Raw genomic sequence first — 26,421 nt, forward strand, 5'->3', positions numbered from 1 at the left:
CTCGCGCAGGCTGGGCGGTTCGCGGCTCTCGCGAGCCGCGCGACCCCGAGTTCTGCGCGGTTGCGGTGAGCGGCGCCCGGTCAGTGATCGCCGGTCTCACGCCGCGACGGGCGTCAGGTGGCAGGCGCCCATCCCAGCAGCGGCCCGAGACGCCCCGCGATGTCGTCCAGGATCTGCGCGTAGTCATCGGCCGCGAAGTCGAACGGCAGCGCGAAGGCCACCTCGTCGACCTCCGGGAACGCCCGCGACGACAGCAGGCGCTCCGCGATCTGCTCCGCGGTGCCGACGAGGTCTTCGGCGAAGAGCAGCCCGCGCGGGCCCTGGGGGATGCCGACCCGCCCACGCCGCGCATCGGCATAGGCCTCGTAGCGCCGGCGCTGTTCGGGAGTCGCCGAGTCGGTGGGGATGACGACGAGTCCCTGCGAGACGCGGGCGTGCTCGCCCGCGGGATGCGACTCGCGGTACAGCCGGATCTGCGCGTGCTGCTCCTGGTCGAAGTCGGTGCTCTCGCCCGCCTGCACGACGCTGCTGGTCAGCAGGTGGAAGCCGTTCTCGGCCGCCCAGGCCGCCGACCGGGCGCTTCCCGCCCCGTACCAGAGGCGTTCGGCCAGGCCGGGGGAGTGCGGCTCGACGCGCTCGGAGAACTCCTCGATCCCCTCGATGCCGGCGCGGGTGCTCACGGGTTCGCCGGAGATGAAGCGGCGCAACCGCGCGAGGCGTTCGTACCCGAACTCCTCGTGCTCGACGGTGTCGGGGTACAGGGCAGCGGCGACATCATCGAGACGCGGGGGAGGGCCCACCGAGAAACCCGGCTCAAGGCGACCGCCGGAGAGGACATCGACGGTGGCGAGGTCCTCGGCCAGCCGCAGCGGGTTCTCCCACCCGAGGGGGATCACGGCCGTCCCGAGCCGGATGCGACTCGTGCGCTGTGATGCCGCGGCGAGCACCGCGACGGGAGAGGAGATCCCGTACTGCAAGTGGCGATCGCGCAGCCATGCGCTGTCGAAGCCGAGGTCCTCGCCCCGCTCGATGATCGACAGCGTCGTCTCGTGTCCAGCCCGCGGATCGTCGCGGTCGAACAGGCCGATGGTGAGGAAGCCGAGGGAGCGCAGGCGGCGGGTCATGCCGGCGTACGCACCGCCGCGAAGCGGTTGCGCCGCCGCAGCGCGAAGCCGAGCTTCTCGTACGCGGCGATCGCGTTGACGTTCGTCGCGGCGGCGTGCATCATCGCGCGATCGCCGCGCTGCTGGATGTGGAAGGCGACGTCGAGCACGAGGCGCGAGGCGAGCCCCTGCCGCCGGTGGTCGGCATCCACCGCCACCGCACTGATCTCGGTCCAGCCGGCGGGATGCAGACGCTCGCCCGCCATGGCGACGAGACGACCCTCCCGACGGATGCCGATGTACCGACCGAGCTCGTACGTGCGGGGTCGGAACGGGCCCGGCTGGTTGCGCTCGACGAGCGCGATCATGTCGGCGGCGTCATCGGCCCCGAGCTCGATCGCCTCCTCGAAAGGGCGCGTGTGCAGGGCGTCGGTCTCGACGAGCTGCACGCCCTCGCCGCCGCCGAGGTACTCCCAGCCCGCCGGGAGCTCGCCCTCGTAGCCCGACAGGCCGACCTCGGCGCCGGGTCCGACGAGCTCGTGCAGGGCGTCCCACACCCCGGGCTCGTCCCACGAGCGCACGGCGACGAAGGGTGCGACGTCGGCCGGATAGCGCCGCGCGAGGTCGCCCCCGATCGCGAACGAGGCGTGCGGGCCGGCGAGCGAATGCCACGCGGCGTTGTCGAGGACGGTGGCGTCGGCGTGGGGGAGAGGCAGGGTCGAGGCGGAGGTCACCGGGACACTCTGCGCCGGTCGCGGGCGCGGTGCAACTCGTCGGTCATCACGCGCAACCCGGAGCCGCGAGGAGGGCTGCCATTTCGTGTCCCGAGCGACGCTGAGAGGCGTGTTACCGGTCGTTTCGCCGTCTCGTTCCGTCCTCCGGGACGAAGGCGATACTGACCAGATGACGGCTTCGCACGCGACATGGGTCCTCGAGAGCGTCGACTGGGACGACCGCCGCGCGGTCGCGCTGCGCGAGGCGATGGATGCCGAGGTCTCCCCACGCTATGCCGAGGTCTTCGCCGCCTTCGATGCCGAGGTCGCCGCGCTTCTCGCCGAGGACTTCGCGGTCGATCCCGCGAGCATCGTCGACGCGGTGCTGGTGATCGACGCGTCGGGGGAGCCCGTCGGGCACGCGGCGCTTCGTGCCCTCGGCGACGAGCTGGAGGTCAAGCGGGTGTACGTCGACCCGAGGGCGCGGGGCCGGGGCGCCAGTCGCGCGCTGATGGCGGAGCTCGAGCGCCTGGCGCGCGGGCGCGGCGCCGACAGACTGATCCTGCAGACCGGCGATCGTCAGCCCGAGGCGATCGCGCTCTACGAGAGCATCGGGTACCGGGCGGTCGAGGTCTTCCCGCCGTACCAGCGGTTCCCGTCGTCGAGGTGCTTCGCCAAGCCGCTGCGCTGACCGAGCGCGGGGCACCCGACGCTTGCGCGACGCGGCCGAATTCTGTGCGGTTCCGGACCAGATCGGCCGCCATCCCGGCATCCGCTGTTGACTGGGAGGGTGACCCAGGAGCTTCCGCGCACCCGTGTCCGGCCGTCGAGCGCGGGGGCGAGGCTTCTGCCCGCCGTGCAGACCTCGTGGGAACCTCTCGCGAAGCAAGCCGTCGTGGCGGCTCTCGTCGTGGTGGCGGGCGTCGCGAGCGGGGCGATCCCCTGGCTGCTCGTCACCGATGCCGCGCGCATGTGGCAGGGCGTGGGTGTGGCACTCGCCCTGGTCGTGGTGACGCTGCTCATGGCGCGATGGCCCGCCCTTCGCCGGGCCGAGATCGTGGTCCCGCTCGGTGACTTCCTCGCGATCGGGTTGCTGCGGTACGGCACCGGCGACAGCCAATCGGTCTTCTTCGTCATCGTCGTGCTCCCGGTCATCTGGATCGCAGCCGGACGCGGCCGGTGGCGGATCCTCGTCCCGCTGCTCGGGGTCTGCGCGGCGCTCCTGCTGCCGCTGCTGCTCTCTTCGGAGCGCGGCCTGACACCCAGCGAGCTCGTCCGCCTCTCCATCGCGATGCTCGTGTACGCCGCGGTCGGCGGGGTGGTGAACGAGTTGTCGCGTCGGTCCCTGCTCAAGCTCTCGCTTTCGCAGCACCGTCGACGGCTCGCCGAGGCGGAGGTGTCGGAAGCCGCTTTCGTGCAGCGCTCGCTCCAACCCGCCGACGGTTCGGATCTGCCGGACGCGTTCCGGGTCGCGGGTGCGTGCGTTCCGGCTCGAACGGTGGGCGGCGACTTCTTCGACTGGTATCCGACGCCCGACGGGGGCGCGGCCGTCACCCTCGGCGATGTGATGGGCAAGGGCGCGGGCGCCGGCATGATCGCCGCCGCGGTGCGCACGGTCATCCGCAGCGGTCGCGACGATGCGGATCCGGCCGTGGCCTTCGAACGGACGGCGGTCGGCCTGAGCACAGGGCCGACCGATATGGTCGGCGCGCAGTTCAGCACGTGCTTCCATGCGCGCATCGCCCCCGACGGCACGATCCGGTGGGTCGACGCCGGTCACGGTCTGACCGTGCTGCGGCGCAGTGACGGCGCTGTCGAGTTCCTCCGGTCCGGTCACCTGCCCGTCGGTGTCGGCACCAGCTGGTCCAGCTTCGACGCGGCTCTGCATCCCGGCGACAGCCTCGTCAGCGTGAGCGACGGAGTGCTCGACCTGTTCGGAGGCTCCCTCGACTCGATCGACCGCTACGCCGCCCTGGTCGCCGCGCACCACGACATCGACGCCCTCGTGGACGACCTCATCACCCGCGCCGGCGCCCAGGAGCAGGACGACGACGTCACGGTGCTCGCCGTCACGTGGTCGCCACGCTGAGCGGATCCGGAACGTCTCAGAGGTCGTATCCGAAGGCCTTCAGGTCGAGGAAACGCCCCGGTTCCACCTCGACGGGGTTCTCGCGTTCCGTGAGCCGGCGGAACCCCAGCTTGCCGTAGAGCGCGTGGGCGCCGAGCATCTCGGGCCCGCTGTTCATGACGACGCGCGCCGCCCCGCGCTCGCGCGCGATCGCCAGCACGTGCCGCGTGAGCAGCTCCCCGATGCCACGACCGCGCGCCGACGGTGCCACGGCCAGCTGACAGAAATCGAGTTCGCCGTCCTCGGCGAGGGGTGACAGGCGCTCGCCGGGTCGGGGCGTCCACAGCGTGCCCACGATCTCGCCGCCGTCCACCGCGACCCAGACCTCGCCCTGCGAGACGCGGCCCGCGACGTCGGCGAGCGAGTCGAGATACGCCTCGGACAGGCCGTCGTAGCTGTGGCGGTAGGCGTCGGCGGTGACGCGACCGGCCTCGGCGTACTCGTGCGGTTCGACCAGACGGATCGTCACGGTCGATGGGGGCGTGGGGGGCATGGCATCCATTCTTCTCGCAGGACAGGCGGCGGGGCCCGGTCGCTGACGACCGGGCCCCGCCGGAGGGTCAAGACTTCGGGAGTCCGGGAGGGTTGATCTCGCTCTCGTCGACGCCCTCCGACGTCAGGCCCCAGGCGTCGAGCACCTTCGCGTAGGTGCCGTCGGCGATGTAGGCGTTCAGCACGATGCCGACGGGCTCGATGAGGCCGTTGCCCTTCTTCGTCGCCGCGGCGATGTCGGCCGCGAGCGGCCAGCCGCCGGGGATGATGCCGACGAGCTTCGTCTGGCCGGTCTCGCGCGCGGCCCAGGCGGCGGTCGCGTTCGGGCCAAAGGTGGCGTCGACGCGGCCCGACTGCAGGGCGAGGGTCGCGGCGGCGGTGTCGTCGTAGTAGTTCAGCTCGGCGGGGGCCTTGCCCGCGGCGGTCAGCTCTTCGTTCCACTTCAGCAGCACCTTCTCCTGGTTGGTGCCGGAGCCCACGACGATCTTCAGGCCCGAGATGTCATCGGCCTCCTCGATCTTCGAGATCGCGCTGTCGGAGCGCACGTAGAAGCCGAGCAGGTCCTGGCGGTAGCTGGCGAAGTCGTACAGCTCCTTGCGCTCGTCGGTGACGGTGACGTTCGCGGTGATCAGGTCGTACTTTCCCGATTGGATGCCGAGCGGCCAGTCGGCCCACGCGACCACGACCGGGTTGTACTCCAGGCCGAGACCCTCGGCGATGAGCTCACCGATGTTCGGCTCCGTGCCGGCGACATCGGTCGCGGCTGTCGTGCCCTCGGGCTGGTAGCTGAGCGGCGGGACGAAGGCGCCGACCGCCACGGTGAGTTTGCCGGGTTCGATCGGGGTGAAGCCGCTCGCCTTCAGGGCGGCGACGGCCTCGGGCACGGCCGTGCCCGTGATGCGGGGGATGTCGCCCGTTTCGGGGTTCGCGCCGGCGGTGGCCGTGGGGGCGGCCGCTGCCTCCGCCTCGACGGGGCGGGTGAGGCCGATCGTGACGCCCACGCCGACGACGGCGACGAGGGCGGCGGCGATCACGCCGAGGGCGATCCCCTGTTTCTTGCTGAGGGCCATGGTGTGTGTCTCCTTGTGAGGGTGGGGTGCCGCGGCGCAGGGTCGCGTCGCGGGGTCGGAGGTGGCTGAGCCTGTCGAAGCCACCGGGCGCATCGTGGGTGTCGGTCCCTTCGACGGGCTCAGGGACCTGGATTGCACCGGGCGCTTCGCCGGTCCCGGTCCCTTCGACGGGCTCAAAGACCTGTGTCGGGGGTGCGCGTCAACCGAGCACCTTCGCGAGGAACTCGCGCGTGCGCGGGTGCTGCGGGCGCACGAGCACGTCGTCGGGCGTGCCCTGCTCGACGATGCGCCCCTGGTCGAGGAACACCACGCGGTCGGCGACCTCGCGGGCGAAGCCGATCTCGTGCGTGACGATGACGAGCGTCGTCCCGAGCTTCGCCAGGTCGCGGATGACGTCGAGCACCTCGCCCACGAGCTCCGGGTCGAGGGCGCTCGTCGGTTCGTCGAACAGCAGCACCTTCGGTTGCAGTGCCAGGGCGCGGGCGATCGCGACGCGCTGCTGCTGGCCGCCCGACAGCTGCCGCGGGTAGGCGTCGGCCTTGTGCGCGAGCCCGACGCGGTCGAGCAATCCGCGCGCGAGTTCGGCGGCACCATCCTTGCCGAGGCGTCTCAGGGCCAGGGGTGCTTCGGTGACGTTCTCGAGCGCGGTCAAGTGCGGGAAGAGGTGGAAGTTCTGGAAGACGATGCCCACCTGGGTGCGACGTCGCAGCACCTCGCGCTCGCGCAGTTCGTGCAGTCTGCCGTGGCGGAGCTCGTAGCCGATGAATTCCCCGTCGACGGTGACCGAGCCGGCATCCACGGTCTCGAGGTGGTTGATCGTGCGCAGCAGCGTCGACTTGCCCGAGCCGCTCGGGCCGAGCAGCGCCACGACTTCGCCGGGGTGCACCGTCAGGTCGATGCCTTTCAGCACCTCGGTGCCGTGGAACGCCTTGTGGACGTTGCGGACCTCGACGAGTCCGCGGGTGGGGGCGATGGCGCTCATGCGCGCACCCCCTTCGCGGCGGCGGGGCCGTCGGCATCCGTTCCGCCGGGAGGGGCGTCGCCGAGCCGTGCCCATTGCGCGCTGACCCAGCGGCGGGTGCGCTGCACCGGCGTCGGCGGAAGAGCGCGGGCCGAACCGCGGGCGTAGTGCCGCTCGATGTAGTACTGCGCGACGCTGAGGATCGTGGTGATGAGCGTGTACCAGACGACCGCGACCAGCAGCAGCGGGATCACGCGACTGTTGCGGTTGTAGATGACCTGCACGGCGTAGAACAGCTCGGGGATCGCGATGACGAACACCACCGACGCGCCCTTCACGAGCCCGATCACCTCGTTCGTGGCGTTCGGCACGATCGAGCGCATCGCCTGCGGGAGGATGATGCGGAACAGGCGACGGGATGCCGGGATGCCGAGGGCCGCAGCCGCTTCGTGCTGGCCCGGGTCGACCGAGACGAGCCCTCCGCGGATGATCTCGGCGGAGTACGCCGCCTGGTGAAGGCCCAGGCCGAGGATCGCCGCGGCGAAGGCGCTCACGAGCTGCACGGTGGGGAACTCGACGATCCAGAAGTCGGTCGTGAACGGGGTGCCGAGGCCGAGCGTCGGGTAGAGGTAGCCGAGGTTGTACCAGACGATGATCTGCACCACGAGCGGCACCGACCGGAAGAACCAGATGTAGCCCCACGCGACGGCGTTCAGCAGAGGGGAGGCCGACAGGCGGCCGAGGGCCAGCAGGGTCCCGAGCGCGAAGCCGACGACGGCCGAGATCGCGGTGAGCCCGAGCGTGTACCCGATGCCGATCAGCACCGGCTCCGCGAAGAAGTACTGCGCGAAGGTGCCCCACATGTAGCGGTCGTTCGTCACGAGGCTCCAGGCGAACTGGGCGACGACGAACAAGAGCAGGGCGCTGAAGATCCAGCGCCACCAGTGGCGGGTGGGGACCACGGCGATCGTGCCGAGGTCGACCTCGGCGGTCGACGCGGCAGGCGGTGCCGTGCGGTCGGCGGGTGCCGGCGCGGTGGTGGTCATGGCGTGCTCCTCGAGACTCCGGAACGACGCGGGGGCGTCGGTGGGTGAGGGTCACGGTACGACCGCCTCGGAGAGCTCCGCGAGGCGCGGGTTCACGGGTCGAAACGCTCCGCCACGCACCGAAACCCGGTGTCACGGGCGGTAATGCGCTCGACGGCAGAAGGGCGGCGCGCTAGCGGTGCGGACCGGGGTGCCGCGGTCCGGAGAGGCGCGCTGAGACACCGGCATCCGGAAGGCTTCCCACGGTGGGGACCCGACCTCGCCGGAGTCCGGCGCGGCTCGCGGTGCGGACCGGGCTCCCGGGCGGTGTTTCAGGCCTCGCGCAGGATCCGCGCCGTCACCCGCGTGCCGAACGCGAGCGCCTCGACGGGAACCCGCTCGTCGGCGGCGTGGAATTGTCCGAACACGTCGAAATCGGCGGGCACGCGCAACGGCACGAACCCGTACCCGCGGATGCCGAGCCGGCTCAGGTGCTTGTTGTCGGTGCTCGCCGGCAGCAGGTACGGCACGACCACCCCGTCGGCGTCCTCCGCGCTGATCGCGCGCTGCAGCACCCCGACCAGCGGTGCGTCGACGGGCGACTCGATCGCCGCGATGTCGCGCGCCCACGTCACCTCGACGTCGTCGCCGACGACGGCGGCCAGCGCCGCGCGCACCGCGTCGTGCTGCCCGGGGACGATCCGCACGTCGAGGACGGCGCTCGCCGAACCGGGGATGACGTTGGGCTTGCCGCCCGCGGTCAGCACCGTGGGCGACGCGGTGTTGCGCTGCCCCGCGTCGAGGAGGGATGCCGCGAACCCGAGGTCGTCAATCCGCCCGCCCGCGCGCTCCCAGGTCTCGACGAACCGTTCGAGCGTCGCCGTGCGGACCACGGGGAACGTGTGCGCACCGACCGCGGCGACGGCCTGCGCCAGGCGCACGACGGCGTTGTCGGTGGTCGGACGCGAGCCGTGCGCGGCGCGGCCTCGGGCGGTGAGGGTCGCGGTCGAGACCCCCTTCTCGGCTGTGGCGACGAGGTACGCGCGCCGGTCACCGGGCAGCGGTAGCGAGAACCCGCCCACCTCGCTGATCGCCTCGGTCGCCCCGGCGAACAGCTCGGGGCGGTTTCGCACGATCCATCGCGCACCCCACACGCCCCCGGCCTCCTCGTCGGCGAAGAACGCGAAGATGAGGTCGCGGCGCGGCACGATCCCCTCGCGCCGGAATGTCCGCGCGATCGCCAGCAGCATGCCGGCGAAGTCCTTCATGTCGACGGCTCCCCGGCCGTACAGCATGCCGTCGTGGATCTCGGCGCCGAACGGCGGATGCGTCCAGTCGGCGGCATCCACCGGCACCACATCGAGGTGCGCGTGGGCGACGAGGGCACCGGCATCCGGATCCGACCCGGCCAGGCGTGCGATCACGCTCGCCCGCCCGGGAACGGGCTCGACCAGCGTCGTGTCGTACCCGGCGTCTTCGAGCTGCGCCTGCACGAACCGCGCCGCCCGGGTCTCGCCGTCGCCGATCGTCGCGGGGTCGCCGGTGTTGACGCTGTCGATGCGGATCAGGGCGCGGATGAACTCCAGCGCCTCCGCCTCGAGGGCGTCGGGCTGCGGGCCGCCCGGCTGCGGCGACCCGGCCCCGGTCTCGTCGTCCACGGGGAGGAGCCGTCAGTGCTCGTGGGGACGGGCGTCCTCGCCGAGCTTGAACGCCAGGCGGCCGTGCGCGTACCCGCCGCCCGCGCGGATGGCGGTGGCGACCCAGGCGGCCTCGGCCAGCTCGGCCTCGGTCGCACCCGCCTTGACCGCGTTCTGCGAGTGCCCGTCGATGCAGTAGACGCACTGCGTGGTGATGCCGACGGCGAGGGCGATCAGCTCGCGGTACTTCAGCGGGATCGCGCGCCCCTCGGGAGCGAAGACCGCCTGATCGAACGCGGCGAATGCCGCGAGGATGTCGGGCGTCTCGTTCTTGTAGACCTTCGTGTAGGTCTTGTCGGCGGTGCGGTCGAAGTACTCGGACATGTGCTCTCCAGGTCGGGAACGGCGGGACGGATGCCAGAGCCCCACCGTAACCACCGCCCTCCGGCGCGCCGCGGGGCCGCCGTCACGCGCGGTCACACGCCGCTATTCACCGCGCCCCCGCCTCAGTGCATGATCATCCCGCCGGTGACGTTGATCGCCTGCCCCGTGAGGTAACCGCCCGCGGGGGAGGCGAGGAAGTGCGTGACCCCGGCGACGTCCTCGGGCACGCCGAGTCGGCCGAGCGGTGACTTCGCGCTCCACGCCCTCACGTCGTCCTCCGAACGCGTGTCGGCGCCCATGTCGGTGAGCACGTAGCCGGGGCACACGGCGTTGACGCGGACGCCGTGGCATCCCCATTCCTGTGCGCCGGCGCGCGTGAGGGCGACGACCGCCGCCTTCGAGGCGGCGTAGTGCCCCTCGCCGCCGCCACCTTGTTTGGCGGCCATGCTCGCGATGTTGACGATCGTGCCGCCTCGCGCCTCGAGCATCCGGGGGGCGACGGCCTGCATCGTCACGAGCGTCGCTCGGGCGTTGACGTCGAGGACGAGATCCCAGTCGTCGACGGTGATGTCGAGCAGCGATGCGTGCTGGAACACCCCCGCGCAGTTCACGAGCACGTCGATCCCGCCGAGCGCCTCGACGGCTTCTCCGACCGCTCGTCGCGTGTCGAGGGGATCCCGCAGGTCGACGGCGAAGAACGCGGATGCCGCATCCTCGGCCGGGGCGCGGCGATCGAGCACCGCGACCCGGTCCCCGTCGGCGGTGAACCGGGCCACGATGGCGGCGCCGATGCCGCCCGAGCCTCCCGTGACGATGACGCGCTGCGACATGAGGTTCCTCCCGCGGGCATCGGGTCGCCCTGGCGGTCACGGTACGCCCGGCCCCGTACGCCGCGGAGACGGCGCTGTTTCGCGGCGGTAACAGGCGTCGGGGGGTGGGGAGGCGGCGATGTTTCGGCGGCGTGAAGCTTCGTCATGACGGCGGCGACGGCGGCATCCGGCGGTCTACGCTCGGGGCGTCGTGCGATCAGCGGCATCCCGAACCCCACCGGAAGGACCCCCGTGACCGACGCCGTGCACCCGGCCATCACCGATCCGCCCGTGCGTGCGCACCTCGCGCGCCTCGCCGCTCAGGCAGGGACGATCCCGTCCGGGGCGACGGATGCCGACGGCGACGACGCCACGCGGATCGCCGAGCTGCGCGCGAACCCGTCGTGGGTGCGTCTGCCCGACGACCACGACCTCGAGTCGTTCGACCTGGATGCCGACGGCCTCGCCCTGCGCCTGTACCGGCCACGCGCCGGTCACCGCGGCACGCTCGTGTTCGCTCACGGCGGGGGATGGGTCGCCGGGGACCTCGACAACAACGACGCGCTGTGCCGCGCGCTGGCGCTCGCCGCCGGGACGCAGGTGCTCAGCGTCGACTATCGACTGGCGCCCGAGCATCCCTTCCCGGCCGGACTCGACGACCTCGAGAGCGCGCTGCGCTTCGCGGCGACCGGAGTGGATGGGCTGATCGACCCCGCGCTGCTCGGAGTCGCCGGGCACAGCGCGGGCGGGAACCTCGCGGCCGCCCTCGCCCTGCGTGCGCGGGACGGCCGCGCTCCCGGCATCCGGGTGCAGGTGCTGCTGTGCCCCGTTCTCGACGCCCCCGATCCCGACCGTCCCAGCTACCGCGCCCACACCGAGAACCTGCCGCTGACCGCGAAGGGGATGCAGTGGTACTGGGGGCTGTACCTGCAGGATGACGGCGGCGGGGCGCCCGTGGCCGCGTCGCTACCGCGGCCGGATGCGGCCGGTGCGGCGCCGGGTGGCACGACGGGGAACGGCGCGGCTGAGGTTCCCGTGGAGGCCGCGCCGCTGCGGGCGCCGGAGCTCGCCGGCTCCGCGCCGGCGGTGATCGTCGCGGCGGCCGTCGACCCGCTCTCGGACGAAGCCGAGGAGTACGCCGCGCGGTTGGCGGCATCCGGAACCCCCGTCGAATTCGTGCGGCGCGAGGGCGTGCCGCACCTTTTCCTCGTGTTCCCGTCCACGCCCGCGCGCGACGAGGTGCTCGCGCAGATCGCACCGGCGGTGCGGGCGGCGTTCGCCTGACCCGCTCGACCCTCGTCCCACTTGTGGTGGGTTGAGGGGCGCTGCACAGGCCCTTTCTGGGACACGCACCGCCAGAAGTGGGACAAGGTTCTGCTGGGGCGCTGCCTTCGCGCTGCGCTGCGCACCCCTGTCCCACTTGTGGTGGGTTGAGGGGCGCTGCACCGGCCGTTTCTGGGACATGCACCGACATAAGTGGGACGAGGCTCCCTGCAAAACCCCCGCCACCGGCCCGGAACACCGCGGAAACACGCCATTGTTACCGTCATCAACATGTCGCTCCTCGTCTCGAACGCACGTCTCATCACGGTCCCCGCGGGCACCGACGACCCCGGCTACATCGAGCGCGGGTACATGCTCGTGCGGGACGGCCGTATCGCCGCGATCGGTGCGGGCGACCCCGATCCGGGAATCACCGCCGACGAGGTCCTCGACGTCGACGGCAAGTTCGTCGCCCCCGGCTTCGTCTCGAGCCACAGCCACCTCTTCACGAGCGGTTCGCGCGGACTCGGCGTCGACCAGACGCTGTACGGCTGGTGCACCTCCATGTTCAGCGTGCTCAACAACGCCTCGCCCGACCAGATCTATTGGGCGACGCTGCACGGTTCGCTCGACTTCCTCGCCAACGGCGTGACGACCGCCTACAACTTCACCGACCCGCTCCTGCCGTGGGAGCCGATGGTCGAGGGCAAGCGCGCCGACGGCGGCGGCATCCTGCGCGATCACGCCTGGCACACCCGACAGGCCGACGGATGCCATGACGCCGGGCTCCGCTTCGTCGACTCCATCGCGCTCGACGCGACCGTCGGCACCGACGACGAGATCTTCGCCCGGTTCGAGGCCTCCCTCGATCACGTCCTGGCCATGGACCCCGACATCGCGCTCGGTGCCTCGATCATGGGCCAGGTGCAGTGGTCGACCCGCCCCGACGCCGCCGAGATCGAGGTCGCCGTCATGGACCGCTTCGGCGTCACCAACCAGGCGCACTTCCTCGAGACGTACGAGGCGATCGAGCACCAGCAGACGAAGTTCCAGCTGTACAAGAACGCCGGCGCCCTCCGCCCCGGCATGATGTTCGGCCACTTCATCCAGACGACGCCGGAGATCATCGCGGATGCCGCCGCGGGCGGCGCATCGATGTCGTGGCAGCCGGCATCCAACGGGCGTCTGGCGTCCGGCATCGCGCACGTGCCCGAGATGCTGGAGCAGGGCATGAAGGTCGGCATGGGCCTCGACGACCAGGCCTGCACCGACGTCGCGGACCCGTGGCAGAACATGCGCATGGGCATGTTCATGCAGCGCGCCCGCACCCACGACCCGCTGTCGATGATGCCCGAGCGCGTGCTGCGCCTGCACACCCTCGGGGGAGCGGAGATCATGGGTGTCGACGACCGGGTCGGCAGCCTCGAGGTGGGCAAGTTCGCCGACTTCGTGGTCGTTGATCCGCGGAAGCCCGACGTCGGCCCGCTGTGGAACCCGGTGCGCAGCTACGTGCTCGCGTGCGGCCTCCGCAACCTGACGCAGGTCTACGTCGGCGGCAAGCTCGTCAACGAGAACGGCGTCTCGACGAACCCGCTCGCGGTCGAGGCGTCCGAGGTGCTGCACACGCAGCTGCCCGCGCTGGCGGAGGAGTTCGGCGTCATCCTCTAGTCCGACGATTCCGCCAGCCCTGCCGCTCCGTTCTGCCCCGCGCCTCGCGCGCGCGGCGGTTCCTATCGCCCCGAGCGTCCAGAACACCCGGACGTGCCGTGGCAGGCGCCCGGGTGTTCCGGACACTCAACCACGGGGACGCGCGCGTCACCCCCCGAACTCGGCCCGCACCTCGGCGATGTCTCCGAGCTCGTCCCGGAGCCGCGCGACGAGCTCCCCGCCCTCGGCGACCCATCGATCCCGGTCGGGGATCTCCTCGTCGAGGTCTCGGTCCTGCCAGTGCTCGTTCCAGGCCTCGAGCGCGTCCTGCAACTCGGGCGAGAGCGGCAGGACGTCGCGCTCGAAGGGATAGTTCTCGGTGCAGCTCTCCCACAGGGGAAGGCAACTGACCCACTCCGGGAAGACGCGGATGAGCCGACGACCGTCCTCGAGCCGCGGCGGCTGGGTGGATCGCAGGGACCGTTCCTGCCAGCTCCGGTGAGCCAGGCGCGATCGCTGCTCCTCGGTCTCGGGCTCCATGAGAACCACGCTACGCGTCACGTGATCGCCGCCGAGAGGATTCCCGTCCGCTCGACAGGCTCAGAGTCCTCGCTCGCGGGCGCGGCGGAGGCGCTTGAGCTCGCCGGAGCGTCCGGCCGAGCGCGCGGCGGTGAATGGCCGTCAGATCACCGACCATCCCCCGTCGCTCGGCAGCAGCGCGCCGTTGACGTTGGCGGAGTCGTCGCTCAGCAGCCAGGTGATGGCGGCGGCGAGCTGTTCGGGCTGGGCGACGGGCGGGACGACGACCTGCAGGAGAGGGCCGATGCGTCCCGCGGCGTAGGCGCTCCCCATCGGAGCCTCGATGTTCGTCGCGACCGCTCCCGGGGCGACGGCGTTCGCGCGGATGCCCTGCGGTCCGTGGAAGAACGCGACGCTCTTGGTGAATCCGGCGATCGCGTGCTTCGACGAGGTGTACGCCACACCGGCGGCGGATCCGCGCAGCGCCGCCTCCGAGGCGACGTTGACGATCGCGCCCCCGCCGGCCGCGATCATGAGGGGGAGCACGGCGCGCGTCAGGCGCATCGGGCCGGTCAGATTGACGCTCAGGACCCGGTCCCAGGTGGCGTCGTCCACCTCGCTCGGAGGCAGGAAGGCATCCATGATCCCGGCGACGTTCGCCAGTCCGTCGACGTGATCCCCCGCCGCCTCGACGAGGGCGGCGATGGTGTCGGGCGCCGAGACGTCTCCGACCACCGTCTCGACGGCGAGGCCGCTCAGCTCCTCGCGCAGGGCGTCCAGCCGCTCGGCGACGACGTCGGTCGCGATGACGCGGCCGCCTTCGTGCGCGATCCGCGTCGCCGTGGCGCGCCCGATGCCGGACCCGGCGCCGGTGACGATGATGGTCTTGTCTGCGAATCGTGCGACGGTCGACGCGGTCATGATCTTCTCCTCCGTGAGGGCGCGAGTGCGCCACTCCCGGTTTTAGCACTCAGTGCCGAAAGGTGTCTATGGAACATCCGAACGAGCGTGCCGCGGGGCGTCCGCGCACGATCGATCCCGGCCGCGTCTCCCTCGTCGCACTCCGTCTCTTCGATGAGCAGGGGTTCGACGCGGTGTCGATGGACGACGTCGCAGCCGCGGCCGGGGTGAGCAGGCGGTCACTGTTCCGCCTGTTCCCGAGCAAGGCCGCTCTCGTCTGGGACGGGTTGGAGGAGTCGCTCGAGCGCTTTCAGGCCGCTCTGACCGAGAGCGCGGAGGAAGACCCGGTCTGGGAGGTGATCCGCCGCGCCTTCGAGGCCAGCGCGGCCATCCCCGCCGAGTCGATCGAAGTCACGCGCCACCGGCTTCGCGTCATCCGTGCGAACCCGTCCCTCGCGCAGCTCGGTGCGCCGACGATCGGGACGATGACGGATGCCGCGGCGCTCTTCGCCGCGGAACGGACGCACGCGCGACCCGACGACTTCTCGATCGTCGTCCGCGTGCATGTGCTCGCCGCGGCGGTCGATGCGTCCGTAGCCTGGTGGGCGCTCCACGGGGGCGAGGAGACTCCGCGGAGTGTGGCGGGGCGAGCGCTCCGTGAGATCGCGATCTGATCTCGAGGGCCGGGTCTCGCGCGTGCGTCCCGGGCTCTCGACGGACTCGGGGACCTCGCTCGTGCAGCGCCGCTGCGTCCGTGGTCACCGCCGCGCCACCCGCAACAACGCCTCACCCGCAGCCGCGATGCCCGCGGCCAGCGCCAGCGACACCGCGATGGTGATCAGAGCGGTCGCGGGCCCGGTGGCATCCAGAGCCGCTCCGGCGATCACGCCGCCGATCGGCACGCCGAGCGACATCGCGGCGGTCGGGTAGGCGAGCGTCTCGGTCACGCGGCCCTCGGGGGCGCGCGCGGATGCCACGAGGATGCCGGAGACCATCACCGGCGACACCGCGAGACCGAGCAGCAGGATGACGCCGAAGAGCAGCGGCACCGAGCCCTGGGCGAACGGGAGCCCTGCGGCGACGACGGCGGCCAGGGCGGCGAAGCCGATGTACCGCGCGGCGGGGGACAGTCGCCACGTCCGCGCCCCGGTCACGACCGATCCGATCGCGATGGCCACCGCGAGGGCGCTGAAGGCGGGCCCGGCGAGCCAGGGACGGTCGCCGACGTCGGCCCACCCGACGAGGCTGACGTCGAACGCCCCGAAGACGCCGCCGAGCGCGACGCAGGCCAGGGCGATCGGCACGACGCCCGCGGGCGGGAGGACGAGCCCGCGGCGCGCCCCGCCCGGCTGCGGGGGAGGCTGCGTTGCGCGCTGGGCGGCGAGCCATACGCCGCCGACCACTCCGAGCCCGAGCGAGCCCAGCATCGCCACCGCCGGATCCAGGGCGGCGGCCACCGCCGTGATCGCGGGCGGACCCGCGATGAACACCATCTGATCGGCGATCGTCTCGAGCGCCAGCGCCGGGGTCCGCTGGGACTCCGGCGCGAGCACGGTCCATCGCGCACGCACCGCGGAGGTCAGGTCGGGGGTGGCTGCTCCCGTCGCGAACGCCGCGACAAGCCACGTCCAGAACGGCGCGCCCGTCAGCACGAGCGCGAGCAGACCGGATGCCGCGAGCACGAGGCATCCGAGCGAGATCAGGATGACGCGGGCCTGGCCGTGCCGGTCCATCCGCGACGACCAGAGAGGTGCGGCCACGGCCATGCCGCCCACGAGCGGCGCCACGACGAGTCCCGCCGAGGCGAAGCTCCCGGTCGTGGCCGACACGAGCAGGATGATCCCGAGCGACAGCGTCGCGCGCGGGAAGCGCGCGAGGATGCCGGCGGCCACGAAGCTGCGGGCCCCGGGGAGGCCGAGCACCTGTCCGTAGGCGCGGACGCCGGTGGCCGGCGCGGCCGTGACGCTCATGCGGGCACCGTCATATCCGTCGGCCGCCGGGCTGAGGCCGTCGCTGCACAACTCCTGCGGATACCACGCCTCGGGCCCGCGTGAACGGGCGTGGCCCCGGTTCTGCAGGAGTCGTGCGGACGTGGCCGAGTATCCACGGTCGCCGGGGCCGGCGCGAGGCCGCGCCCGGAAGCCGCACAACTCCTGCAGCACGCGCGCGGCATGCCCGCTGCGGTCGTGGGACGCCGCATGTGCCGGAGTTGTGCGCGCTTCGAACCCTTCACGCCGTGTAGTCGAATCGGCTGATCTCCTCGAGCGCCTCGACGACGAACGAGACGCTGTCCTCGAACAGCTCCGCGCCGTGGGCGGCGTTCGCCCCCGTCGGGTCGCCGAGCACGCCGGTGGGGCCGAAGTCGTTCGAGAGCCACCCGAAGGTCACGGGCTTGCCGTTGAAGCCGATGTGCCGGAAGTCGCCGATGTGCGCCGGAACCGTGGCCTCGAATTTCGTGGCGTCCACGAGCTCGGGGCGCAGGTGCATGATCATGCTCGTCTCGCCGTGACCGGCATGGATGCCGGTTCCGTGCTCGTCGGGGCCCCCGTCGGTGCCGTCGAACGAGGGCACGCGCGCGGCGGGCATGAAGAACGTGCGCAGTCCGAAGCGGCGCCGCAGCTCACGGTTCGCGACGTTCAGCAGCGCGACGTTGCCGCCGTGGCCGTTGAGGAACACGAGCGTGCGCGCCCGGGTCGTGAGGATCGAGCGGCCGATGTCGACGATGGTCTGCAGCATGGTCTCGGGCGTGAGCCACAGCGTCCCGGGGGCCCACGAGTGCTCGTCCGACTTCGTGATCGACAGCGTCGGCAGCTGCCACACGTCGAGCCCCTGGGCGGCGGCGCGCGCGACGGCGGCCGTGGCGGACGCCTCGGCGACGATGGCATCCGTCGCCAGGGGCAGGTGCGGTCCGTGGTGCTCGATCGCCCCGGTGGGCAGCACCAGGATCGAGTCCTCGGTGAGGGCCTCGGCGGCGGCGGAACCGCTCAGCTCGGCGAGAAGACGGGTCATGAGATGATCGCTCCCTTGCGCGCGCCGGTGTAGTCGGGGTTGAGCTTGCCGGGGTTCAGCAGGCCGTTCGGGTCGGTGAGGCGCGCGGTCTCGACCGTCTGCTCGACGTTGAAGTCGACGTTCCACTGGTGGGGGTTGTGCACGCCCACGCCGATGGCGTTGAGCGCGGCGATGCCGCGGTAGACGTCGTCCTCGCTGACATAGGGGGCTGCCAGCATGCCGATCGGGAACGCCTTGGTCGACTCGATGTGCAGCTTGCCGCCGGCGAACACGCTCTCGACGGCCTCGATGTCGTCCGCGAGCGGCGCACCCGCGACCTCGAGGTGGAACACCTCGTGCGGCTGGCTCTTCTGGTACCACTCGATCGGGTGGTTGTAGCTCAGCATCGACAGGCGGATGCTGGCCTGCGGCCCCTCGCGCACCGCCTCGACACGTCCGCCCGCGCCCTCGACGATGGCGGTGATCTCCTCGATCAGCGACGCGTCGACGATCGCGCGCAGGCTCGATCGGCCCTCGGGGATCGCCTCGTCGGAGGGGAGGGATGCCGAGATCTCGGGCCCGTCGCCCGACACGAGCCGCGGGGTGGGCTCGAGATTGCCGATGGTCTGCAGCACGGCGAGGGTGCCGGCGAAGTCGGGGAAGCTCGCCCACAGCCCACGCCACTCGCGCAGCGGTTCGAGGCGGACCGTCGCGCGCACGATGACCCCGGCGGTGCCGTAGTTGTGCACGTACTTCTGGGCCTCGCCGCCCTCGACGTGGATGATCTGGTCGCTGCCGTCGGCGTGCACGACGTCGAGGGCGGCGACGAAGCCCCGATCGTTGGAGCCGTGTGCGATCGACCCGGTGCCCCCGGAGCCGCCCGAGAGGAAACCGCCGATCGTGGACTGCGCGGTCGACGGGTACATCCACAGCGCCTGGCCGGCGGCCCACGCGGCCTGCTCGAGCAGCACCATCGGAGTCCCGGCCTCGGCGGTGATGTACCCGTCGCCGACCTCGACGATGGCCTTGGCGCGCGTGGTGTCGATCACGAGGCCGCCCTGCATCGGGATGGCCTGACCGTAGTTGCCGGTGCCCTTGCCGCGCACGGTGATCGGTACCCCGTGACGGGATGCCGCGGCCACGGCCGTGGCGATCTGCTCGGCGTCGGCGGCGAACACGACGAGGTCGGCGAGGCCCAGGGGGAGCTTCGCGGCGATGATCGGCGACATCGGGGAGCCGTCGACGCTGGCGCGCTCGCGCACGCGCGGTTCGGTGCTGACGGCGGCGGGGCCGAGCAGGTCGAGCAGTTCGTCCTCGAGGGAGAGGACGCGGGTGGCGGTGTCGCTCATTGGTGTTTCTCCGGGTGGGGCGGGTCGGGTGGATGCCGCGGTGCGGCCGAGCTCGTCGTCGTCACCGGTGGTGCGGTGGGGTGGAGGTGGCTGAACCTGTCGAAGCCACCGGGGGTGTCGGGGGCTCCGGTCCCTTCGACGAGCTCAGGGGCCCGGGGCGCGAGAGGGGGCCGAACGGCCCGGCCCGCACGAGGCGGACCGGGCCGAGCGGGTCAGAACGAGATCGAGGTGTCGATGAACTCGTTCGTGTAGAGGTCGGCCGGGGTGTAGCCCGACGCGGGCGGGGTGCCGAGGTCGGTGTAGACCTTGCCGGCCTTGTCGAAGAAGTCCGCGAAGCGGTCGTCGTCGAAGTTGCCGTAGGTGGAGTCGGGGCCGTCACCCACGAGGCCGAGGTCGACCTGAGTCTTCACGGAGTAGTCGGCCACGCCCTGCGTGTAGGTCCAGCCGGTGGCGTACTCGTCGACGAGCTTCAGGATGAGGTCGTTCGCGGCGGAGGGGTCCTTGTAGTACGCGACGCCGGCCTTCTGCAGCACGGGCACGAGCTTCGACAGGCACGGCGACAGCTCGTCGAAGGAGTCGGACTTGACCGAGACCGACGACTGGTAGGTCTGCCACCCGGCGTCGTGGATCAGGGCGAAGTCGACCGGCTTGCCCCAGGCCGACACCTCGTTCTGGTAGACGTACGGCTCGGCCGAGGCGAAGCCCTGCTGCATGTCTTTGCCGCCGGCGGCGACGAAGTTCGAGGGCGTGCCGTCGTACGAGCCGTCGAGGATCGCCGAGTCGGCGAGACCGGCGCTCTTGAGGTACTCGATGTAGGCGGAGCCGTCGAAGTAGCGCCAGACGCCGCCCTTCGCCGTGAGGGCGGCCTTGACGTCATCGATCGTCTTGACGTCGGGGTAGGTCTCCGGGTCCCACATGACCATCGTCGGGCTGATGTCGAGAGGGGCGAAGACGGCCTTGGTGGGCGTGGTCGACGAGAGCTGGATCGCCTCGTCGGTGCTGATGTAGCCGAGGGTGATCGCGTCGTCCTGGTACATCTGCGCCGAGACCGTCTGGAAGCCGATGGCGGGGCCGCCGGCTCGGATCTCGAGGTTGACGCCGGTGTATTCGCCGTCCGACATAAGGGGACCCGTGACCGCCTTGGTGTTGGCGTCGATCGTGTAGTCGTCCTTGATCATCTCGTAGAGGTGACCGTGCTCGGCCTCGGGGTTCCAGTCGGTCTGGACGACGATCGTCGAGGGGCAGTCGGTCGAGAGGTCGACCGAACCGATCTCCATGTCGGAGGAGGCGGCCGGCGCACTCTCCGCCGCGCTGCCGGCGCAGGAGGTGAGGGTCAGGGCGATCGCGACGGCGCCGGTGACGGCGGTGCCGCGGAGAAGGGTGGAGCGCTGCATGCTGGTTCGCTTTCTGTGACGTCGGTGGTGCTCGGGTGCGGGAGGGGGAGCTGCGGTATTTCGGGTACGCCGGATGTCGCCTCCGGCGCCTGCGCGCGGGAGGGCGGTGCGGTGGCATCCGGGGTCTAGAGGGCGCTTTCGTACCAGCGGCCGACGGCCACCTTCGACAGCCAGCCGAAGAACGCGAAGATCGCGACGCCGAGCAGGCAGGCCGCGAGGATGGCGGCGAACAGCTCGGCGCTCTGCAGGCGCGACTGGTAGTTGGCGATGAGTGAGCCGATGCCCGGCTCGCCGCGGCGGAAGAAGTAGTCACCGACGATCGCGCCGATGACCGACAGGCCCGCCGAGGTGCGCATGCCGACGAAGATCGAGGGCAGGGCGGCGGGGAGGGTGAGCTTGGTCAGCACCGTCCACTTGTTCGCCTTCTGCAGGCGGAACAGCTCGCGCTGCGACTTGTCGACCGACTGCAGGCCGAACAGCGTGTTCGAGACCATCGGGAACAGGGCGATCAGCACGCAGACGATCACGCGGGCGGTGAACTCGTACCCGAACCAGAAGCCGACCAGCGGCACGAGCGCGAGGATCGGGATGCACTGCAGCATCACCGCGTAGGCGTAGGTCGAACGCTCGACCCACCGCGCCAGCGACATCGCGATCGCCCAGCCGATGCCGAGGATCATCGCCACCGCGAGGCCGGTGAGCGCGACGCCGGTCGTCCGGAACAGGGCGATCCAGATGTCGGCGCCCACCTGCGGGTCGAAGAACCCCAGCGTGAACATCTCGTGCGGCATCGGCATGAGGAAGCCCTTGCCCGACGCGGCCAGGGCGATCGACACGGCGTACCAGCCGCCGAGCAGCACGACGAGGACCGCGAGCGGGGGACCGATGACGGCGGCGCGGGATCCGAAGCCCCGACGCCGCGGTGCCGTGCGGGTGCGGGGCGGCTCGATCGGGGGAGTGGATGCCGGGGGTACGGCCGCCTCGTCGACGACGGGCTCAGCGGAGGTGGTGCTCATGAGTGTCCTTCCCGGAGGGCGTGGGAGACCTCGCCGACGAGCTTCGCGAACTCGGCGGTGTAGCGGATCTCGGGGTCGCGCGGCATGTCGAAGGGGACCTCGAACGTGTCGACGAGGTGGCCGGGGCGACCCGACATCACGACGACCTTCGTGGAGAGGTAGATGGCCTCCGAGACCGAGTGGGTGATGAAGAGCCCGCCGAACTTCTGCTCGACGAAGATCTTGATGAGCTCGTCGTTCAGGCGTTCGCGGGTGATCTCGTCGAGCGCACCGAAGGGCTCGTCGAAGAGGAAGAGCTCGGGGTCGAGCGTGAGGGAGCGGGCGAGCGAGGCGCGCATCTTCATCCCGCCCGACATCTGCTTGGGGAGGTGCTTCTCGAACCCCTTCAGGCCGACGAGGTCGATCGCCCACTGGGCCTTCGGGGTGCGCACGCGCTTGGGCTGCCAGTTGAGCTCGGCGAGCAGCTCGACGTTGGCCTGCACGTCGCGCCACGGCAGCAGGGTCGCGTCCTGGAAGACGTAGCCGATGCGGTCGGTGTTGACGGTAGCGGTGCCCTCGCTGGCGGATTCGAGACCCGAGGCGATGCGCAGCAGCGTGGATTTGCCGCAGCCCGAGGGGCCGACGACGCTGACGAACTCGCCGCGCTCGACGGTGAGGTCGACGCCCGAGAGGGCGGTGGTGCCGTTGGGGAACGTCATGGCGACGTTGCGGAAGTCCAGGATCGGCGCGGTGGGATCCGCGACGGATGCCGGGGCGGGGGAGGCCAGGGTCACGGGGGCGCTCACTTTCCGTGGGGTCGGGTTACGACGCCGTCGCGGGTGCGGCGGTGCGGATGGGGACGGACGAGGAGAGGGCGGCGGTCTCGGTCGCGACGCGGGTGCGGCTGACGAGACGTCCCCGATGGATGACGACGCGGTCGGCAGTGGCGAAGGCGACGGCTTCGCCGAGGGAGTCCGCCTGGATCGCCACCAGTTCCGCCCGCGCGCCGGCGACCGGTCCCGCGAACGGCAGCCCCATCACGTCTCGTGCGCCGACGGTGACGGCCTCCAGAGCGTCCTCCGGGGCGAGGTGCCCGGCGCTGACGAGCAGCGAGGCGGTCTCGAGGTGGTCGCAGCGGCCCACCGGGTTGAAGGGGTCGCGCACGTTGTCGGCTCCGGCCGCGACGCGGACGCCGGCGGTCCTGAGCCGTCCGATCGGCGCGATCCCGCGGGGCACGGCGTGCTCGGCATCCCATCCCTGCAGGTACAGGTTGGTGATCGGCAGGGCGATGACGCCGATGTCGGCGGTGCGGACCTGCTCGGCGAGGGCGGTGAGGTCGGCCGCGGGCATCATGCTCAGCCGCACGCAGTGGCCCGCGGTCCGTGGCCGGTGCCAGCCGGTGACGGCTCGGGCGTAGGCGGCCAGGGTGTCGGCTCCCGCGAGGCTCTCGTCGGTGTGCAGGTCGAGGCCGACGTCGCGGCGCCGGGCGAGGGCGACGAGGCGTTCGAGGTCGGCGACCGGGTCGTCGGCGAGATGCGGCGCACCGCCCACCAGGTCGACGCCCGCGTCGAGCGCGGCCTCGAAGACCTCGTCGGCGACCGTGGGGCCGCCGAGGGCCACGAGCTCGAGGTCCATGACTCCCGCGAGCTCCGCCCGCAACCGGACCAGGGCGCGGACACCGGTGAGGGCGTCCTCTCCGCGCAGGAGGTCGACGTGGGTGCGGACGGAGGTGATGCCGGATGCCAGCATCCGCAGCGCCGTGGAACGGGCCCGGCGCAGCGTGTCGTCCTCGTCCAGGGTCAGGGCGAAGGCGTGCCAGCTCTCGATGGCGCGCTCGAGGTCGCCGAACGGGGGCCGGATGGCATCCCACGACTGCGACTTGTCGAGGTGGGCGTGCGGCTCGGCGCCGGCGGCGGTGACGAGGTAGCCGGGGAGGTCGAGCACGACGCCGTCGGTCTCGGGCAGCGGGGTGCCGGCCGGGACCACCGCGAGCACCGTGTCGCCGTCGAGCGCGATGTCGACGACGTCGCCGGAGGCGAGTCGCACACCCCGCAGAGCGGCGATCGAGACGGGTGGAACGGCGGACACGAAGACCTCCGGAGAGTCGGGAAGGCAGGAGTCGAGACGAGCGCCACGGCGATGGGGCGAGCCGCTCGGGGCGGCTGCGTCAGTGTTGGTGTGAGCAACATCCGGCGGTGATCCGATGCTAGGAAGCGTGCGTTTCCGCCGTATTTCTCCCGCGTGACCCTCATGACAAACATGTCGACAGGCTGCGGTTCGGTGCGCGAACGCGGGATGCCGACAGCGTCCATGCGTTCGTCGCGGACGACGCGCGCCCCCCGCCTCTCGCGAGGGTGATCGACGTCGGCTCAGCGCGCCCGAGCGAACATCCCGCGCGCGTCGGCGTAAACCGCCTGCACACGGTCGACGTGGCGACCGAAGTCGAGCGCGGCGGCGCTCGCGGCGGCCCCCCGGGCCAGTCCCTCCCGCAGCGTCGCATCATGCGCGAGGCGACGCAGGGCGCGGGCCAGCGACTCCGGTGTGGCGTCCGTCGTCACGAGTCCGTTCTCGCCGTCTCGCACGAAAGCGCCGGCGGCCTGGGGGGTCGCGATCACCGGGCACCGCATGAGCAGGCTCTCGGCGATCACGAGCCCGAACGTCTCGGGCCAGAGCGAGGGGAACACCAGTGCCGTCGCGGAGGCGATCAGGTCGGCCTTCTGCTGGGCGTCGACCCATCCGACGTAGGTGATCCGCCCCGTCGCCGCCGCGCGTTCGATGGTCGGCCGCTCGGGGCCGTCGCCGGCGACGACCAGCTCTGCGTCGATGTCGGCCTGCCGCCACGCCCGCAGCAGCAGGTCGATGCCCTTGGTCGCTTGGAGCTTGCCGAGGAAGACGAAGCGCGGGCGGGTGCGTCCCTCGTTCTCGATGCGGGCGGGTGAGACGGCGGGTGCCGGCCACCCGTGCGGAACGACCCGCTGCTCGACACCCTCGGCGGGCATGCCCAGGGCATGGTGACGGGCCAGTGCGCGCTCGCTCGGGAACACCAGGATGCTGGCGCGTCGGGCCGCGAGCCAGATGGCGCGAGCGCGCAGCCGCTGCACGTCGCCGAGGCGCGCGGGCTCGTGTCCGTCGCGGATGGAGGTGGACGTCGTGTCGACGAGGCAGTAGTCGTGCGCGGTGTGCACCACCGCGCCGTGTCGAGCCCGGAGCACCTGAGCGCCCACGCCTTGGAAGCGGTGGACGTGCACCACTGCGTCGGACCGCGCCTCCTCCGGCATCCAGGTCGCCGGTCCGAGGGTGCCGAGCACGTCGAGCGCGTGGAACGCGACCTTGGCGGCGGTGCCCGCTCCGTGCTGGTCGGGGCGATACGGGCGATAGGTCGCGCGCACGCGCACGGCCACGCCGGCTCGGCGCGCCCGCTCGACGGTGTCGGGGTCGGTCCACGCGGTGAGGATCTCGACCTCGTCACCCCGCCGGGCCTGCTCGGAGGCCAGGGCGAGCACGTACGACTCGGCCCCGCCCAGCGGTGCGACGAAGCTGCTCTGGACGTGCGTGATCCTCACCTCGGCTCCTTTCCCGGGCGGACACTACGCGTCGGTGGAAGCGTCGACGCCCCCGGTCTCGCGTGGCCGCGCGGCATCGTGAGCGCGCACCGTCCCCGTTCTCACCCGCTGGCGGAACTCGCCGCGACCGGCTGCTTCACCCGCCCTGTGCGGGAGCACGGCCGGGGGAGTGCGCGAGCGATATCCGCAGAGTGGGCTCGAGCGCCGCGCCGTCGGCGCCGGGGAGGAAGCACGTGAGGATCGTCAGTGTCGCGCCGGTGGTGCCGGTCGACGGCATTCCGCACGCCGGAGGCCAGTACTACCTCCGCCACCTGCGGGCGCTCGCCGACGACGGACACGAGGTCACCCTCGTCGCCCCCGACTCCGACGACAATCGCGCGGCCCGCGCGCGATCCACGGTGACCGCGACCATCGTCCTCGTGCCTCTCCCCGCCCCCCGACGCGGTCTGCGGCGCCTCACCGCTCTCGACGAACGGCAGCAGCGGCGGTTCTTCCCCGTCCGCCCGGTGAGGCGCGTGCGCCGCGCCTTCGCCCAGTCGGCCGAGGTGCGCGCTCTCTTCGCCGCGGCCGATGCCGTGGAGTTCCAGTGGACGCAGATGGGGTGGTTCGCCCGCTGGGTGGGGGCTCCGGCCCGACGCCTCGTCTTCGCGCACGACGTCATGCTGCAGAGCGCGGAACGCTTCCTCGCCGCGGCCGGATCGCGGTGGTCTCCCCGGGGCCTCGTCGCCCGCGTGCGACTCGCCACCGTGCGCCGTGACGAGCGGCGGGTCTACACCGACGTCGACACCGTTCTCGTCTTCAGCGCGAAGGATGCCGCGGTGGTGCACCGCGCGGCGCGTTCCGCGGCCCCGGTCCGCGTCGTGCGGCCGCCCCTTGCCGAGCCGGCCGTGCCGGGTGCCGCCTCCGGTGCCGCGTCGGCCGTCGCGACGGCCACGGGTGGGGGAACGGTGCTGTTCGTGGGGGCGTTCGACCGCTCCGTCAACGCCGACGCCGCCCTGTGGACCCTGCGCGAGATCGCTCCCCGCGTCCACCGGCGGCACCCGGGCGCGCGGTTCGTCTTCGCGGGCGCGAACCCCACCGACGAGATGCGGCGGGAGGCGGAGCTCGTGCCCGACACCGTCACGGTGACCGGTCGCGTCGACTCCCTCGAGGAGTACTACGCCGACGCCGCCCTGGTCCTCATCCCGCTGCGATCGGGTGCCGGCGTGAAGTTCAAGACGGTGGATGCCATGGTGCGCGGCATCCCCGTCGTGTCGACCTCGATCGGCGTCGAGGGCATCGTCGACGACGTCCTCTCGGCCTTCGCCGTCGCCGACGACGCCGCGGGTCTGGCGGACGGCGTCTGCGCTGCGCTCGACGATCCTGCCGGCGCGCGCCGCCAGGCTCGCGCGGTGCAGCCCGCGGCGGCTGCCGAGTTCTCGGTGGAGCGCTTCCGGCGCACGCTGGCCGATGTCTACGCCCCCGCCTCCGACGAAAGCTGA

Annotated in this window: 25 protein-coding genes; 6 read left to right on the forward strand and 19 right to left on the reverse strand. The window is 71.8% G+C overall.

The annotated features are described in order from the left end of the window. Positions 1-113: 113 nt before the first annotated feature. Both AB0N80_RS03580 and AB0N80_RS03585 read right to left on the reverse strand, forming a co-directional pair. Entirely contained in the window at positions 114-1,124 is a 1,011-nt protein-coding gene (locus tag AB0N80_RS03580; RefSeq protein WP_363577607.1) for an LLM class flavin-dependent oxidoreductase, read from the reverse strand. Further along, entirely contained in the window at positions 1,121-1,837 is a 717-nt protein-coding gene (locus tag AB0N80_RS03585; RefSeq protein ID WP_363577609.1) for a GNAT family N-acetyltransferase, read from the reverse strand. The genes AB0N80_RS03580 and AB0N80_RS03585 overlap by 4 nt, the downstream gene beginning before the upstream one ends. A 169-nt stretch (positions 1,838-2,006) precedes the next feature. Here AB0N80_RS03585 and AB0N80_RS03590 point away from each other — a divergent pair, with 169 nt between their 5' ends. Next, the gene (locus AB0N80_RS03590) at positions 2,007-2,507 is read left to right on the forward strand and encodes a GNAT family N-acetyltransferase (RefSeq protein ID WP_315993884.1); all 501 of its coding nucleotides are present in this window, start codon (positions 2,007-2,009) and stop codon (positions 2,505-2,507) included. A gap of 99 nt (positions 2,508-2,606) precedes the next feature. Continuing rightward, a complete protein-coding gene (locus tag AB0N80_RS03595) occupies positions 2,607-3,905 on the forward strand; it encodes a SpoIIE family protein phosphatase (protein WP_363577611.1) in 1,299 nt (432 codons plus the stop codon). Positions 3,906-3,921: 16 nt separating this feature from the next. Here the strand turns inward: AB0N80_RS03595 and AB0N80_RS03600 are convergent, their stop codons facing one another. The 7 genes from AB0N80_RS03600 to AB0N80_RS03630 form a co-directional block, all read right to left on the reverse strand. Next, positions 3,922-4,437, reverse strand: coding sequence for a GNAT family N-acetyltransferase (locus AB0N80_RS03600; protein WP_363577613.1), 516 nt, complete (start codon positions 4,435-4,437; stop codon positions 3,922-3,924). Positions 4,438-4,504: 67 nt separating this feature from the next. Continuing rightward, the gene (locus AB0N80_RS03605) at positions 4,505-5,506 is read right to left on the reverse strand and encodes an ABC transporter substrate-binding protein (protein ID WP_363577615.1); all 1,002 of its coding nucleotides are present in this window, start codon (positions 5,504-5,506) and stop codon (positions 4,505-4,507) included. A gap of 199 nt (positions 5,507-5,705) precedes the next feature. Then, entirely contained in the window at positions 5,706-6,488 is a 783-nt protein-coding gene (locus AB0N80_RS03610) for an amino acid ABC transporter ATP-binding protein (RefSeq protein WP_315993880.1), read from the reverse strand. Continuing rightward, positions 6,485-7,513 carry an amino acid ABC transporter permease gene (locus AB0N80_RS03615; RefSeq protein WP_363387708.1) on the reverse strand — a complete coding sequence of 343 codons (1,029 nt, stop codon included), beginning with the start codon at positions 7,511-7,513 and terminating at the stop codon, positions 6,485-6,487. The genes AB0N80_RS03610 and AB0N80_RS03615 overlap by 4 nt, the downstream gene beginning before the upstream one ends. Before the next feature lie 311 nt (positions 7,514-7,824). After that, positions 7,825-9,150, reverse strand: a complete 1,326-nt coding sequence (locus tag AB0N80_RS03620; protein WP_363577617.1) for a M20/M25/M40 family metallo-hydrolase — start codon at positions 9,148-9,150, stop codon at positions 7,825-7,827. A 12-nt stretch (positions 9,151-9,162) separates the two neighbouring features. Further along, positions 9,163-9,513, reverse strand: coding sequence for a carboxymuconolactone decarboxylase family protein (locus AB0N80_RS03625; protein WP_363387702.1), 351 nt, complete (start codon positions 9,511-9,513; stop codon positions 9,163-9,165). A gap of 122 nt (positions 9,514-9,635) precedes the next feature. Beyond that, complete coding sequence (locus AB0N80_RS03630; RefSeq protein WP_315993876.1) at positions 9,636-10,343, reverse strand: SDR family oxidoreductase; 708 nt, start codon at positions 10,341-10,343, stop codon at positions 9,636-9,638. 231 nt (positions 10,344-10,574) lie between these two features. On the opposite strand from AB0N80_RS03630, the gene AB0N80_RS03635 reads away from it, so the two are divergent. Together AB0N80_RS03635 and AB0N80_RS03640 are read left to right on the forward strand one after the other, a co-directional pair. Next, positions 10,575-11,606 carry an alpha/beta hydrolase fold domain-containing protein gene (locus AB0N80_RS03635; protein ID WP_363577620.1) on the forward strand — a complete coding sequence of 344 codons (1,032 nt, stop codon included), beginning with the start codon at positions 10,575-10,577 and terminating at the stop codon, positions 11,604-11,606. 270 nt (positions 11,607-11,876) lie between these two features. Beyond that, the gene (locus AB0N80_RS03640; RefSeq protein WP_363577622.1) at positions 11,877-13,253 is read left to right on the forward strand and encodes an amidohydrolase family protein; all 1,377 of its coding nucleotides are present in this window, start codon (positions 11,877-11,879) and stop codon (positions 13,251-13,253) included. A gap of 147 nt (positions 13,254-13,400) precedes the next feature. Here AB0N80_RS03640 and AB0N80_RS03645 read toward each other — a convergent pair whose 3' ends face one another. Together AB0N80_RS03645 and AB0N80_RS03650 are read right to left on the reverse strand one after the other, a co-directional pair. Then, positions 13,401-13,772 (reverse strand): hypothetical protein, encoded by a 372-nt coding sequence (locus AB0N80_RS03645; protein WP_363387692.1) that lies wholly within the window; start codon positions 13,770-13,772, stop codon positions 13,401-13,403. A gap of 141 nt (positions 13,773-13,913) precedes the next feature. Next, positions 13,914-14,672: an SDR family NAD(P)-dependent oxidoreductase gene (locus AB0N80_RS03650; protein ID WP_363577624.1), complete on the reverse strand. Its 759-nt coding sequence runs from the start codon at positions 14,670-14,672 to the stop codon at positions 13,914-13,916. A 68-nt stretch (positions 14,673-14,740) separates the two neighbouring features. On the opposite strand from AB0N80_RS03650, the gene AB0N80_RS03655 reads away from it, so the two are divergent. Continuing rightward, positions 14,741-15,325 (forward strand): TetR family transcriptional regulator, encoded by a 585-nt coding sequence (locus AB0N80_RS03655; RefSeq protein WP_363577626.1) that lies wholly within the window; start codon positions 14,741-14,743, stop codon positions 15,323-15,325. Between the two features lie 84 nt (positions 15,326-15,409). Here the strand turns inward: AB0N80_RS03655 and AB0N80_RS03660 are convergent, their stop codons facing one another. The 8 genes from AB0N80_RS03660 to AB0N80_RS03695 form a co-directional block, all read right to left on the reverse strand. Further along, positions 15,410-16,621: an MFS transporter gene (locus AB0N80_RS03660; protein ID WP_363387683.1), complete on the reverse strand. Its 1,212-nt coding sequence runs from the start codon at positions 16,619-16,621 to the stop codon at positions 15,410-15,412. A 259-nt stretch (positions 16,622-16,880) separates the two neighbouring features. Then, positions 16,881-17,660: a creatininase family protein gene (locus tag AB0N80_RS03665; RefSeq protein ID WP_315993869.1), complete on the reverse strand. Its 780-nt coding sequence runs from the start codon at positions 17,658-17,660 to the stop codon at positions 16,881-16,883. Beyond that, positions 17,657-18,988, reverse strand: coding sequence for an FAD-binding oxidoreductase (locus AB0N80_RS03670; RefSeq protein WP_363577628.1), 1,332 nt, complete (start codon positions 18,986-18,988; stop codon positions 17,657-17,659). Before AB0N80_RS03670 ends, AB0N80_RS03665 begins: the two co-directional genes overlap by 4 nt. Positions 18,989-19,200: 212 nt before the next feature. Then, positions 19,201-20,382 (reverse strand): ABC transporter substrate-binding protein, encoded by a 1,182-nt coding sequence (locus tag AB0N80_RS03675; protein ID WP_315993867.1) that lies wholly within the window; start codon positions 20,380-20,382, stop codon positions 19,201-19,203. Positions 20,383-20,507: 125 nt separating this feature from the next. Beyond that, the gene (locus tag AB0N80_RS03680; protein WP_363577630.1) at positions 20,508-21,398 is read right to left on the reverse strand and encodes an ABC transporter permease; all 891 of its coding nucleotides are present in this window, start codon (positions 21,396-21,398) and stop codon (positions 20,508-20,510) included. Beyond that, complete coding sequence (locus tag AB0N80_RS03685) at positions 21,395-22,171, reverse strand: ABC transporter ATP-binding protein (RefSeq protein WP_167494159.1); 777 nt, start codon at positions 22,169-22,171, stop codon at positions 21,395-21,397. Before AB0N80_RS03685 ends, AB0N80_RS03680 begins: the two co-directional genes overlap by 4 nt. A 28-nt stretch (positions 22,172-22,199) precedes the next feature. Further along, entirely contained in the window at positions 22,200-23,465 is a 1,266-nt protein-coding gene (locus AB0N80_RS03690; protein WP_363577632.1) for an amidohydrolase family protein, read from the reverse strand. A gap of 281 nt (positions 23,466-23,746) precedes the next feature. After that, positions 23,747-24,940, reverse strand: a complete 1,194-nt coding sequence (locus tag AB0N80_RS03695; RefSeq protein ID WP_363577634.1) for a glycosyltransferase — start codon at positions 24,938-24,940, stop codon at positions 23,747-23,749. A 233-nt stretch (positions 24,941-25,173) separates the two neighbouring features. On the opposite strand from AB0N80_RS03695, the gene AB0N80_RS03700 reads away from it, so the two are divergent. Next, a complete protein-coding gene (locus AB0N80_RS03700) occupies positions 25,174-26,421 on the forward strand; it encodes a glycosyltransferase (protein WP_363577636.1) in 1,248 nt (415 codons plus the stop codon).

It is taken from the genome of Microbacterium sp. NPDC089188 (assembly GCF_040685155.1).
Classification (GTDB): Bacteria; Actinomycetota; Actinomycetes; order Actinomycetales; family Microbacteriaceae; genus Microbacterium; species Microbacterium galbum.